General features: G+C 40.1%; 9 protein-coding genes. 4 read left to right on the plus strand and 5 right to left on the minus strand.

Features of this window, described 5'->3' with window-relative positions:
• The first annotated feature begins 95 nt into the window (after window positions 1-95).
• A complete protein-coding gene (locus K2F45_RS25955; protein ID WP_088163243.1) occupies window positions 96-1,643 on the plus strand; it encodes a glycoside hydrolase family 10-like protein in 1,548 nt (515 codons plus the stop codon).
• Window positions 1,644-1,738: 95 nt separating this feature from the next.
• Here the strand turns inward: K2F45_RS25955 and K2F45_RS25960 are convergent, their stop codons facing one another.
• Both K2F45_RS25960 and K2F45_RS25965 read right to left on the minus strand, forming a co-directional pair.
• Window positions 1,739-3,445, minus strand: coding sequence for a glycoside hydrolase family 3 protein (locus tag K2F45_RS25960; RefSeq protein WP_248932701.1), 1,707 nt, complete (start codon window positions 3,443-3,445; stop codon window positions 1,739-1,741).
• Between the two features lie 497 nt (window positions 3,446-3,942).
• A complete protein-coding gene (locus K2F45_RS25965; RefSeq protein ID WP_075994519.1) occupies window positions 3,943-4,485 on the minus strand; it encodes a TetR/AcrR family transcriptional regulator in 543 nt (180 codons plus the stop codon).
• A 218-nt stretch (window positions 4,486-4,703) separates the two neighbouring features.
• On the opposite strand from K2F45_RS25965, the gene K2F45_RS25970 reads away from it, so the two are divergent.
• A complete protein-coding gene (locus K2F45_RS25970; protein WP_248932702.1) occupies window positions 4,704-7,442 on the plus strand; it encodes an outer membrane beta-barrel protein in 2,739 nt (912 codons plus the stop codon).
• Between the two features lie 36 nt (window positions 7,443-7,478).
• Here K2F45_RS25970 and K2F45_RS25975 read toward each other — a convergent pair whose 3' ends face one another.
• Window positions 7,479-8,153: a response regulator transcription factor gene (locus K2F45_RS25975; RefSeq protein WP_075994521.1), complete on the minus strand. Its 675-nt coding sequence runs from the start codon at window positions 8,151-8,153 to the stop codon at window positions 7,479-7,481.
• A 121-nt stretch (window positions 8,154-8,274) separates the two neighbouring features.
• Entirely contained in the window at window positions 8,275-9,711 is a 1,437-nt protein-coding gene (locus tag K2F45_RS25980) for a sensor histidine kinase (protein ID WP_075994522.1), read from the minus strand.
• 119 nt (window positions 9,712-9,830) lie between these two features.
• Between K2F45_RS25980 and K2F45_RS25985 the strand changes: the two genes are divergently transcribed.
• On the plus strand, window positions 9,831-11,198 hold the full coding sequence (locus tag K2F45_RS25985) for a DUF4270 family protein (RefSeq protein WP_075994523.1): 1,368 nt from the start codon (window positions 9,831-9,833) through the stop codon (window positions 11,196-11,198).
• 3 nt (window positions 11,199-11,201) lie between these two features.
• Window positions 11,202-12,224, plus strand: coding sequence for a Kelch repeat-containing protein (locus tag K2F45_RS25990; protein WP_075994524.1), 1,023 nt, complete (start codon window positions 11,202-11,204; stop codon window positions 12,222-12,224).
• A gap of 476 nt (window positions 12,225-12,700) precedes the next feature.
• Here K2F45_RS25990 and K2F45_RS25995 read toward each other — a convergent pair whose 3' ends face one another.
• Window positions 12,701-13,729, minus strand: a complete 1,029-nt coding sequence (locus K2F45_RS25995; protein ID WP_248932703.1) for a glutaminyl-peptide cyclotransferase — start codon at window positions 13,727-13,729, stop codon at window positions 12,701-12,703.
• Window positions 13,730-13,741 lie beyond the last annotated feature (12 nt).

Raw genomic sequence — 13,741 nt, forward strand, 5'->3', positions numbered from 1 at the left:
TCAGGTTCTTTTAACAAGTATCCAACAAACATCTTACATTTTTTAGGGAAAAAGTAAGAAATGCTTCCCTATCTTTGTTGGCTATAATTTATAGAATGACGGGAAAAACATATTTATATTCTTTTTTTACCATTGTTATCTGTTTATTTTCGATTAGAACGTATTCCCAACAACTACCTAAGCGGGAGTTTCGTGGAGTGTGGGTTGCAACCATAGGTAATATAGACTGGCCCTCTGTCAAAGCGGGCAATAATGTCGCACTGCAAAAACAGGAGTTTATTGATTTACTGGACCAACACCGCAGCGCGGGGCTGAATGCGATTATTTTGCAGGTGCGTCCTGCTGCCGATGCTTTCTATGCAAAGGGCAGAGAACCCTGGAGTAGATACCTGACCGGAAAACAAGGCCTGCCTCCGTCACCATTTTATGACCCCCTGGAATTTGCGATCACCGAGGCCCACAAAAGAGGGATGGAGCTACATGCCTGGTTCAATCCGTATCGCGCATCAACAACATTAAATCCGGCCCATTTTTCGGATGACCATATTACCAAGCGCCACCCAGAATGGTTCTTCACCTATGCTGGCAAGAAGCTTTTCAACCCAGGTATTCCGGAAGTGCGTAAATATATCATTGATGTGATTATGGATGTAGTCAAAAACTACGATGTAGATGGTATTCATTTCGATGATTACTTTTACCCCTATCCTGATAGTAGAAATACACCGGTACCGGATCAGATTACCTTTGGTCAATATAACAACGGAATCGAGAAAATTGACGACTGGCGACGCAACAATGTCAACGTACTGGTACACGATCTTGGTGTTGCCATCAAAAAGATAAAACCTTATGTAAAATATGGCATTAGCCCCTGTGGCGTATGGGACAACAAAGAAAATAATTCTGCTGGCTCAGATACCCGTGGGCTGAGTGCTTACCGTGAACTATATGCTGATGGTGTAAAATGGATGCAGGAAGGCTGGATAGACTACATCAATCCCCAGATCTACTTTCCTTTCAAAAATCGTGCTGCAGCATATGAGATCTTAGTTGACTGGTGGCAGAAACACACCTATGGCCGTCACTTTTATGTGGGGCATGGGGCTTATCGTGTTACAGAAAATAAAATCGGCTGGACAGACCGCAGCCAAATTCCCAGACAGGTACGCCACTTAAGAGAGGAGCACGACGTGGAAGGAAGTATTTATTTCAGTTCCAAATCACTCACGGACAATCTTGTTGGACTGCAGGATTCCATGCGAAATGACCTATATCGTACACCAGCTTTACCCCCTACAATGCCGTGGTTAGATAGTATCCCACCCAATGCACCTTTCGGTCTTCTGGTTAAAAATTCGGCCAATGGTAAAATGAACACCTTATTTTGGCAAAAACCAGATTTGGCCACTGATGGGGAGTCTGCTTATGGCTACGTGGTCTATCGGTTCAATCTCGATGAAAAAGTGAACATTAAGGATCCTGGAAAAATCATCTTTATCACCTTTGATGGCGATAAGCTTCAATATACGGATGACGATATCAAGCAGCATCAACAGTACAAATATGTCGTTACAGCTATTGATCGCATGAAAAATGAAAGTAAGCCATCAGATAGCAGGAGTGCTAACGAAGAAATTTAGAATTTGACAAAAAAATGCCTCTTCCTAAATGGCTTTGCTAATGCAATGGGACCATTTTCGGAAGAGGCATCCTGTTTGTGTGATTTTATAATACGTTATTTCCCCTGTCCGTATTTAAATTTTTTGTTGATCGTAACCGGAAGTTTTCCTTTCGGCGTATTTTGCCCCAAAATCGTTTTTACTGCTGCTTTCTGCATGAAGGCATCATTTTGATAAGCCAGCAAAATTGTCTTTGCTTTTTTCGTCGCCTCAAAACCATCCAAAGCATAGGCATTGGTAAATAAGGTCAAGATCGATTTTTTCGCAAATTTCTTCATCAAGCTCTGAACATCTTTATTCAATACCATGGTCGGACGTGGACGAAGTCTCGTGTCATGCACGGCGATAATAAATTGTTTATTTTTCTTGATTTCTTTGGTAATACGTTTAATATCATCCTTACTCATGCTGTCTGTGACGAAATACTGTGTTTCATTGGTCAGCGCACTCGCTAATTCATTCTGGAAAGTCTGATTAGCCGTAATTCCGATATTGATAATAGCGGTAGGTAAATCCTTTTTGAATGATTTTATTTTTTCGGTAGAATTTAATGCTGTGATCGCTGCATTTGACAGTTCGTCAATGAGCTGAACCGCTGAGGCACGATGTAAATCATTGTATAGATTCTGTTGTGCTGTGGCCTGATATTTATCTAAACCAAGCCATAATTTGGCGGCCAGCACTCTTTTAACACGCGCATCAATATCTGCCTGTGCTATGCGTCCCTCTTCAATGGCTTTTAGGATCAAGTCGATCGCACGTTTGCTATTCTCCGATACTTCAAGTAAGTCATGTCCTGCGATAATCGCCTGTACGTCGGCTTCTCCATTTGGGAAAAACTTCTTTACGCCTTTCATATCCATTGCATCGGTGACTGCTAGCCCTTTAAAGCCAAGTTCGTTACGTAAAAGGTCCGTAACGACCTTTTTAGAGATGGAAGATGGCATATTAGGTGTATCGTCCAAACTCGGGATATTCATGTGCGCCACCATAACAGCAGGTGCTCCAGCTTTAATAAGTTCTTTGAACGGATACATTTCCAGGGTATCTAAGCGTTTTTTGTCAAAAGGAAGTTGTGGCAAATCATAATGAGAATCCACATCTGTATCTCCATGACCCGGAAAGTGTTTAATGGAAGCTAATATACCGCCATCCACCATACCGTCCATATACGCTTTTGCTTTCTGGGTTACATTATATTTATTATCACCAAAGGAACGGATACCAATTACCGGATTTTTAGGGTTATTGTTGATATCCACATCGGGTGCAAAATTGAAATGCATACCTATACGTTGGAAATCTAAGGCAACCTCACGTCCCATGCGATAGATCAACTGATTATCTTGGACGGCTCCTAAAGTCATCTGATAAGGAAAGGACAATGTTGAATCCGGCATACGCATACCTAATCCCCACTCGCCATCAAAAGTCATCATCAAAGGTACTTTGGACAGGGATTGATAGCGATTGAACATATCGACATGACGTACGGGACCGCCCTGAAAAACAACTAGACCACCCAAATGTTCGTCCTGTATCACCTGAGCTACCGAGTCAATATACTTCTGCCCTAGATTGGTGTGTGCTCTAACCAAAAATAACTGAGCGACTTTTTCTTTTGGCGTCAAGGTATTGAATACCGCATCGACCCATTCATGCTGCGAGTTGATGTATTTCACAAAATCTTTTTTGTCCTGAGCTTTCAAAAAAGAAATTGTTCCGACTAATGCCAATATTCCCAGACCGAGTTTTTTGAACATAAATTAGTTTGTATAATGTATTTAAAATAGAACCACTAAGAACGTTATTATTTTGGATAATATGAAATTGTTTTTGCAACAATTTCATATAAACATGCATAAAACAGCATTTCAATACAACGCACAAGGGGTACTGAAGACTTGTATATTTGAGAAAATAAACTTGCGACCCTAGAGATCTATTGTTTTACATCAAGCGAGGTAAACCGGGGTAGCAAGCCAGGGACTCTTTCAATGTTTGTTCGGTGCTTCTTCGGTACTTGTTCGGAGCTCCTTCGGTGCTGCTTCGGTGCTGCTTCGGTTGCAACCGAAGAAAATACGACTAAGTACCGTTTTATCTTCGCAGAAATAACGTCTTATCGCCGAAGTTGGTATCCACTATGAACAGCTTATTTTGCGACCTATAACGTGTCTATCAGGCCACATTTACTTTCATGAGCAGCGATACATTAAGACCAAAACAGGTTGCAGGAAATAGAATAATTTAAGCATGAACTCTAAATCAGATGATACTTTTTCTCGAGAAAGAGTGTCAACTCCATGGTATTTTCGAGTTCTCCAATGGCCTCTTTTTTCCATAGGGTATCTATGATCAGCAATAAGAATTCTGTCTCAAACTCAGGACTCTCATAGCCCAGCTCTTTAAAAGCACGATGAATAATAGGCTGAACAGGTTTCATAAATTGTTCATGCTGCTGTTTGGAAAACGGGTGATGAGACAAACGCTCCTGCAATCTCCAGAATATGGGTTCTGCACTGACCAACTTGCCCGGGAGGTTTATCATCGTGCGCAGAAATTCCTTTGGTTCACGATAGGTCATCATACCACGGTGATGTGTAAGGACCTTACGATAACCTGATTTAATCAAATAAACCAACAGTGCGTCTTTATTCCCAAAATGTTTAAAGATTAATGCTTCGGAGACTCCTGCATTTTGGGCAATCGTTTTGGTAGAGGTATTCGTATAGCCTTGATCTGAAAAAAGCAACAATGCTTCTTTCATAATACGCTCTTTTCTACTCAAAACACTTTCTTTCATCTTTTATTTTTTTAATCTATATCCGTATATCACTAGATCGTTATACAGATTTGTTCAGTTGATTTTATAATTCTACTGCAAATATATCTAATCTTTCCATTCACTTGGGGTTATTGTAACTAAAATGATAATAATTCGTAACAAATAGTGCCATATTTTTGGGAAATAAAATTATATAACCGTCAACAATACATTAAAACACATTTGTACCTCGACCGATGAAGACCAAACTTTGGACCATTTTGATCTTTTCTATCTGCTTATTATTGGGTACAAACGGGCAAGCCCAACAGTATATTACGGGCAAGTTGCTCGATAATACGACTTCGCAGCCTATCAGAGGTGCAAGCATCACCATTATCGCGGTAAAAGATTCCAGTAAAGTACAGGTTCCTACAGATATTTTGGGCAGGTTCAGCAGTAGCACACTTCCCAATGGAGATTATCTGGTCAGTACACAGCCGATGGGCTACAGCATGGATCTTCGGCGTGTAAAACTAATCGGCCAAACGATCGATCTAACGTTCAAACTCACTAATGCCGAAATTGTACTGGATGAAATTAACATTTCTTCGAGCAGTATACAGGTTAAAGGGGATACACTTGAATTTGACACCAAGAAATATGTCACACAGGATTTTGCAGATGCCGACGAATTGGTCAAACAGATTCCCGGTGTTGAAATTGATGACGATGGCAATGTAAAAGCACAGGGAGAACCTGTCAATAAGATTATTATTGACGGTAGGGAGTTTTTTAGCACCGATCCGAAGGTTGCCTTAAAAAACCTTCCGGCCGATGTGATTGCTAAGATCCAGATTATCGATGACAAAACTGAGCAGGCCAAATTTAGTGGTTTTGACGATGGAAAACGTATGAAAGTGATCAATATCGTCACCAAGCCCGAGAAAAGAAAATCATATTTTGGCAAGCTCTCTGGAGGAGTGAGTCCCGACCAGAAATATGCTATAAATACCCAGGTGACCAAAATGAATCCCAAACGTCAGTATGCTATCGACATCAATACCAACAATGTCAATCAGCCCAACGGCTTTGCTCCACGTGGAAACACAAGAGGACGTACCGGACAGGGAGTGACAACTCGCTTCAACGCCGGGTTCAACTATTTGGATCGTTTTTTCGATGACCGAATGGATTTCAATGCGAATTACACGTACAACTACACGGACAATAATATCCTCAGCCAAAGTAAAACAGAATATACGGCAGGCAACCGGGCCAACCAAATCAACAATCAGGATCAATTAAACAGCACTTACAGCAACAATCATGCACTCTCTATCCGCGCAAACTGGAGGATAGATTCTATTCAAAAACTTGACTTTCAACCTAATTTTTCCTATCAGAATAATGACAGGAATACAAGTTCTACAGGCAATACGTTATTAAATCTTACAGAAATACTTAATAGCTCTGATCGTAGGAACAACAGTTTTGGAGAAAATTTCAACTGGGGAGGAGACCTCACTTACATGCGGAGACTCAACAAACCGGGGCGCACGATCAGTTTTAATTTCAATGGTTCATTTAACAGCAACAAGAGCCATGCTGAAAATTTTGCACTGAATTCCTATTATAAAGACGGGCTATTTAACCGGGTCGATACCGTCAACAACAGGAATTACTCCATTGGTGATAATAATGGTTTTCGCTCAAAGATAGCTTATACCGAGATGTTCGGTACGTATTCACGGCTGCAAGGGAATTATACTTTTCGGAATACTGCGCGCTACTCGGACCGCAAGACCTATGAATTTCTGGTCGAAACAGGTCAGCTAGGTGAATTAAAAAACCGTCTTTCCAATGAATTTCGTAATGATTTTGTTTACCATAGCGGTGGAGTATCCTACTTATTTAACAAAAAAGACAGTATAAGATTTCAGATTGGCTTAGATTATCAGACGGCTTCCCAAGTCAATGATAAATTGTTTCCCATTACACTGACCACAAAAAGCCACTTCAATAGTTTGCTGCCCAATCTAAACTTCCAGTATAATTTCAATAAAGACACGCGGGTTGAGTTTCGGTATAATGCAAAGACGAACACTCCTTCTATCGAGCAATTACAGGATTTTATAGACAATCAAAACCCACTACGCATTAGCTCGGGGAATCCGGATCTAAAGCAAGAATATGACCACAACCTTGTGGTACAATTTAGATCAATCAATAAAGGTTCGGGCAGAAGTTTTACCTCCGACTTTACAGCAGATTTTATTGAGCATAAAATCTCCAATACCATTTTCACCACAGATTCAGCCTTTACGATCACAGCGGATGTTATACTCGGGCCGGGGGGGCAATACATCAGGCCTGAAAATTTCAATGGTGTCTATAACCTCAAATGGCAAAATAGCCTTGGATACCGCTTTGAACCATTGAAACTTAATTTCAACCTAAACAATAACCTCTATTTCAACCAGAATTACACCTTATTGAATCTCGAAAAGGTCAATGCGCAAACCTACGGCCTAAGTCAACGGGTCGGTGTAAACACGGCATTTAGCAAGGATATCATCATCGGATTGGATTACAATGGAAACATCGCCTTTTCCAAGAACTCCGCAAGCGAGAAATCGAATTATTCGGTCTATAAACATACCATTGGCAATTCCATTGCATTGACCTTGTTAAAAACATGGACGCTCAATTCAACATTCAACTACCTTTACAATGGCAGCATTCTGAATTCACCAAGTACAACAAGTTTGTTATGGAATGTCTCTATAGGCAAGAAATTGTTCAAGCGTAGGAATGCCGAAATCAATCTCACGGTTTTTGATCTATTTAATGACAATAAAAACATCAATCAGCAGGTCAGTGATCTTTGGGTACGAGTTTCGCAATCCAACGCCATAACGCGCTATGCCATATTAAGTTTTACCTACCATATCCGGGGACTTGGCGGAAAAGGAGAAATGAAAACCCGTCGTTAATATGCACCATCATCGCCAATCCACGTGGAACACCTCTCAATCGACGGTAAGCATGTAGCCCACTCCTCTGACATTGATAATCTTGATGCGATCATCCTGACTGAGGTATTTCCGGATACGGCTGATGAACACATCCAGACTCCGTCCCGTGAAATACTTATCATGGCTCCAATAGGCTCGCATGATATCCTCCCGCGGTATGACTTTATCTTTTTGTTCATACAGTTTCCGCAGCAGTTCACTTTCGCGGAAAGACAGCTTAAGTACCTCACCCTGATAAGTCAACTGATGTTTTAAGCTATCGAGGCTATAGTCTCCTATCATCAGCTTTTGGCCGAATAACATCTTAGGACTATTTTTCAACAAGGATTCTATCCGCACAACGAGCTCTTCAATCTTAAACGGCTTTTTGACATAATCGTCCCCGCCCAAACGAAATCCCCTCACAACATCCTCTGTCTGCACTTTGGCTGTCAAGAAGATAATGGGCACCTGCGTATCTGATTCGCGTATTTTTGTCGCCAATGTAAAGCCATCCATGACGGGCATCATGACATCGACGACCAAAATATCTGGCCGAGCCGCTGTAAATGCTTCCAAAGCTTCGTGACCATTACTGCAATGGGTAACATGAAATCCATTAGCTTCCAGGCTATCGGCAACGATCATTCCGAGACTTGGCTCGTCTTCTACATATAAAATTTCAATCATAGGGTTGTCATTCAATCAAAATATATTTCGGCCTTGTTTCAAAGACATCTTTCGGATAAATCAGCCTATTTACTGCGCTATAAAAAGCCCTATTTCCGCTCAGAAAAATAAATAATGCTGTTTATTCGTACGGTAATCGGATATTAAAGGTACTTCCTTTTTCCAGTTCACTATCGACGGTAATCTTGCCATCGTGCCTCTTTACCACCTGCTTGACATAAGCAAGCCCCAAACCAAAGCCCTTTACATCGTGCAGATTACCCGAAGGAACCCGAAAGAACATATCAAAAATCTGATTATGGTATTCTGAAGGAATTCCCTTACCATTATCTGTAATACGAATATGGACATTTTCTTTCATTTCCTTTACTTCCACTTCAATATAAACCTGCTGTCCAGCGTATTTTATCGCATTTTCCAACAAATTATTGATCACATTCTTTAGATGGGCTTCGTCGCCATTGATCCTTATTTCACTTGGAACAGCAATAAGCTTAAAGTCCACTTGCTTAATTTTATTCAGCTGAGCAACTTCAATGGCTCCCTTCACCATGGCGACAAGATCGAAGTCAGTACGTTGCAAAACAATGCCCCTTGTTGCATCGATATCCATTTGAAGTACTTTTTCAATCATATTGGATAGATGTTCCAGTTCTTTTTTGGAGATATTCAGATAGCGATTCATCTTTTCCCTATCATCCTGTACACCATACAACTGTATCGCTTCTATGGCTGCCATGACTGTAGATACCGGTGTTTTGAGTTCATGTGTCATGTTATCAACGAAGTTCTTACGCAGCTCGGCCATCTTATTTTGGTTGAGAATGGTTTTCATCAAATAGAAGAACGTCCCGAGCAGCAGTCCAATCAAGAGCAGTGAGATGAGCAGCTGCCAGCTTAAGCTATACAGCAGATACTTCCAATCCTCCTGAAACTTGATCACAAGAAATTCATTTTTTAATGGGTTGACCATCATGGGCCTTGTCCAAGCAAGATTTGCTTCGCGGTACTTACGGCGCGCATCTTTGATTTGATCGTGTGGAATCGTGACAATAGCCATTTCAAATGGTACTGAAATGCTCTTATTGTTCAGGGATTCTTTAAACTTTCTTTCGATTAAATTCAGGTTGGCTTTGTTCATCTCAAAGTCGCGGAACAGAAAGGGCGGAACAATTGCGCCTTGCCCTTCCCGGTCTTTGGGAAACATTTTCTCCCGTCTGTTGTGGATCTCGCGATCAAATCGCTCTGTTTTAGGCCGTTCGGTATTTACACGTTGTAAAGCCTTATCCAATTCAGCAGCGGGCACTAAAGCCGAGAGCTCCCGTTTTACATCTTGGAGGAGGCGATTCCGGTCCGCTTCTGGCCCATCTAACTGCCGATCACCATTGCGCGCTTGGTATGCCTCCTGGACCGCATTGAAGAGCGAACGCTCAGCGGTAGAAAGAAACAGGTCGCGGCGATTTGTGTAACTTCCATAAAGCCAAATCCCCAGTACAACAGTAATTCCTGCCCCTATTAAAACGATCAAACTGATCAGTAATTTAAATCTTCTACCCATAACTAAAACAAATTTAAATTACTAGATTTGCAATCGCTGTGGTAATTAACCATATTTAACAAAATATAACACTGATTAACAGTTCGCATTGATTACTTTTGCACTATTCAAAAATTAATATGATTAAAGACTTTAAGAGACGTAGTATTCAACTTTTACTTCCACTTTTTACATTGGCCGCTTTTGTTGGTTGTAATAAAGACATTTCGCTCTCATTGGATAGTTCAAGAGATGAAACAATCGGTTTAGTACCAATTGATACGGTTTCCGCCAAAGTTTCGACTTATCAATTGGACGATATTCCGACTTCCTCTACTGGAACAATGCTCGTTGGAAAGAACAGCAATGCTGTTACGGGTAGTATGAAGTCTACCGCTTATATGCGTCTTGGAGTGGGAACGATAAGTAATGCTTCTATTCCAGATGACGCTACCTTGGATTCTGTGACCTTGGTATTAACACCTAACAAATACTCTTACGGCGACACAACGAAAGTACAAAAGATATCGGTACACCGTGTTACGGAAGAAATTACGCAAACACAGATTGATTTAACCAAACCAGTTGATGAACGTCCTGTTTTTGTCACTTCAGCGGCAATCTTCAGTAAGCAAAAGTTTGCCTATGAAAATACGCCACTGGCAGAACTATCCTTTAAACCACGTATACAATCAGCAGATTCATTATTCTTTAGATTCAACAGTACCATTAGCAATGAGCTGTTTACGATGATCAAAAATAATGACAACCGGATTCAGAACAGCACAAGCTTTCAGGAGTATTTCAAAGGATTGGCACTTGTTCCTGACAACGGAAACACGGCTTTGATCGGTTTTAAAGACACCGTATTTCTACAAGTTCACTATTCATTCCTGAATAATGAAGGAACGAAATCTGTTGGTAAGCAATATTTTTCCATTGATAACAAGGCCTATCAGTACAATCAAATTGAAGCAGATCGCTCTGCAACAAAGTTTGCGCCAATGAGTTTAAAAAATCCTCAAATTGCGAGTCAACAAACTGATGGAAATGTGTTTTTAGAGGGCTCAACGGGTGTTGTAGCAAAAATTGAATTCCCAACGTTATTAGAATTGGTTAACAATCCATCAATTGCGATTAATAAGGCTGAACTTGTCATTGAAGTCCCTAATGGAGCTTCCAGCATTTTTGATCAGCCTCAGAGTTTGGTCTTAATGGTGGCAAGTAATAATGGAAATCCGATTAGTTTGGTAACTTCACCTTATTCGACAACAACACAACAAGCAACATTAGTGCGAGGAAATGATTTTGGTTCGAATGGAACATATACTTTCAATCTGATTGAATATTTAACAAAAATTAAAACAACAGCATACAATAATACTTCATTATATCTATCTTTACCGACATCGGGTTTGTTTTCAACTGGAAATAGGTTAATATTGGCAAAAGATAATGAGAATGATCCGAAAATTAAATTAAACATCCTTTATACTAAATTTCAATAATTTATGAACAAGAAAAATTGGCTACTCGTTTTATTAGCTTTTGTATTTACAGTTACAACTTTCTCTTCTTGTAAAAAAAGTGACGACAGCGAAGACAAATCAGACGAATGGTTTGCAAAAGCTGCTTTTAAAGGCCCACAAACTTCATCTGCTGCTAGCTTTTTGATAAATAATGTTGCGTATGTTACTACTGGTCTAGCAAGTAATGCTGGTGGTAAGCCATTTCGTGTGAAAGACACGTATGCATATGACGCAGCATCAGATACATGGGCTGAAAAAGCGCCTTTCACAGGTGTTGAGAGAAACGGTGCCATCGGTTTTTCCATTGGTAATATCGGTTATGTTGGTGGTGGAAATGACGGAACAAACAACCTAACAGATTTCTACAAATTTGATCCTACAGCTAATGACGGAAAAGGTGCTTGGTCAAGCATTGCTCCACTTCCTATTGCTTTGTCTAATGCAGTAGCTTTTACTTTAAATGGCGCTGCTTATGTTGGAACAGGTGAAACTGTCGTTAGTGGTGGAACAACAAATACAAATGAGTTCTACAAATATGATCCAGCTGCTAATACTTGGCAAGCAATCAGTGATGCTCCATTTTCAGCGAAAAGAAAAGCAGCTTTCTCTTTTGTTGTCAATAATGTAGCCTATGTAGGTGGTGGTATCTCTAACGGTTCTTACCCAAAAGATTTCTATAAATTTGATGGTAGCAAATGGACTAAATTGAACGATCTAAATAGAGCAGATGATTCATATACTTACGATTTGACTCGTTCAAATGCTTCTGCTTTCGCAATCAATGGTACTCCATTCGTTGTTGGCGGTTACAAAAATGCCGTAATCAACAGCACATGGAAATATAATATTTCTGGTGACTACTGGACAAATGACAACGGCGCTTTCGCTGGTTCAGCACGCCAAGATGCTGTTGGTTTCGCTGTAGGAAACAACGGTTACATCACTACTGGACTTAATGGTTCATCTCGTTTTGACGATACTTGGATGTTTACTCCGATTTATTAATCGAAATAAAATCAATATAAAGAAAGGAATGGAGTTTCAAACTTCATTCCTTTTTTTTGCTTCAAATATTTTGTTTCTATTGGTTAAAAAAGATTTCTAGCTCCCTTTTATGGCTGTCCGCTATATCGAAATAAGTCATCAATAATAGCATACATCCAGCTACTATTTACTAATATAGGGCAACTCTCTTGTTTTTCATTAATTGAGGCGCACCTGACGAGAGATCTGCTCGTCATAATGTTTCTCTCCATGCAGTTTTAAAAGCTTCCGATACAGTTTTAAAGCGATCTGTCTCTGCCCCGGGCCGCCATTATAAAAAAGCTGGAATTGAAAGCCTCACACGATAATATCCATACTTTAAAGAAGAATGGGGGCAATAAAAAAAACCTTGTCAGATAATTCTGACAAGGTTTCCATTTTCTTCGAATGTGCAATACTGTCTGCCTCACAAAGGAGGATCAAGATTTGAAGTTCATTTATTTTTCAACTGTCTTGATCTCGAATAATGTATTCCATAACTTCCCTGTTATAAAGAGACGCTTTCCAACTTGGTCGTAAGCAATTCCATTCAATTCATTGTCATAAGCGGAAGTATGCTCATAGATACCCACAAGATTAATCCGTCCTTCTACCGCTCCTGTTTGCGGATTGATTATAACAATAACATCTTTTTGATAGACATTTGCGTAGACTTTGCCGTCTATATATTCCAGTTCATTAAGTTCATCCACTGGTCCAGCTTCATCGTAAACTCCGATAGCGTTTAGCTCCTTACCGGTCGTTGCATCTAAAAAGAACAATTTATTGGATCCATCAGACTTTATCAAATGCTGCCCGTCGTAGGTCAAGCCCCACCCCTCTTTGCTATTTTCATATTTAAAGGAACTTTCCTTTACAAAAGAGTTTTTATCAAAGACATATCCTTCTCCCTGTTGCCACGTTAACATAAATAATTTATTACCTACCAATGTCATTCCTTCGGCAAAAGTCTTTTCATCAAATTTGATTTCCTTGAGTACTTTACCTGTTTTTAGGTCGACCTTTCTCAAGTTTGACTCACCATAACGGCCATTAGATTCGTAGAGAATGCCATCAGCAAACTGTAGCCCTTGTGTAAAAGCAGTCGTATCGTGCGGGTATTTGTTGACAACCTCAAAACCATAGTTCTTCGCATTTTCAGGTACAACATAAAATGTACTTGAAACAGAATCGGGTTTTCCAGCATTGTATACCAAGGCGGAAATATTGCGTGTGCCATAAGCCATGTCTTTGGTATCTACTGTAATTGCCGTAGTATCAGTTGATGAACCCACATGTTTATCATCGACAAAATAAGCCACAGAGTCCATTGATACTGATTCAAATTTCAATTTCAACTGGACTTGAGCACCTTTTAAAACAGCTTGATTTGCTCCAGGGGATGCAAATTCCAAACTTGATTTTTTTGACTTACAAGAAGCAAAAGCTAGCGCTGCAATTGCCATAAAATAAGTGATTTTTCTCATCTATGTATAATT

The organism is Sphingobacterium siyangense, from assembly GCF_023277505.1.
In the GTDB taxonomy this organism is placed as follows: Bacteria; Bacteroidota; Bacteroidia; order Sphingobacteriales; family Sphingobacteriaceae; genus Sphingobacterium; species Sphingobacterium siyangense.

Coding starts and splice junctions, on each gene's coding strand:
- K2F45_RS25955 (WP_088163243.1), top strand. CDS start 96: ATGACGGGAAAAACATATTTATATTCTTTTTTTACCATTGTTATCTGT.
- K2F45_RS25960 (WP_248932701.1), bottom strand. CDS start 3,445: ATGTTCAAAAAACTCGGTCTGGGAATATTGGCATTAGTCGGAACAATT.
- K2F45_RS25965 (WP_075994519.1), bottom strand. CDS start 4,485: ATGAAAGAAAGTGTTTTGAGTAGAAAAGAGCGTATTATGAAAGAAGCA.
- K2F45_RS25970 (WP_248932702.1), top strand. CDS start 4,704: ATGAAGACCAAACTTTGGACCATTTTGATCTTTTCTATCTGCTTATTA.
- K2F45_RS25975 (WP_075994521.1), bottom strand. CDS start 8,153: ATGATTGAAATTTTATATGTAGAAGACGAGCCAAGTCTCGGAATGATC.
- K2F45_RS25980 (WP_075994522.1), bottom strand. CDS start 9,711: ATGGGTAGAAGATTTAAATTACTGATCAGTTTGATCGTTTTAATAGGG.
- K2F45_RS25985 (WP_075994523.1), top strand. CDS start 9,831: ATGATTAAAGACTTTAAGAGACGTAGTATTCAACTTTTACTTCCACTT.
- K2F45_RS25990 (WP_075994524.1), top strand. CDS start 11,202: ATGAACAAGAAAAATTGGCTACTCGTTTTATTAGCTTTTGTATTTACA.
- K2F45_RS25995 (WP_248932703.1), bottom strand. CDS start 13,729: ATGAGAAAAATCACTTATTTTATGGCAATTGCAGCGCTAGCTTTTGCT.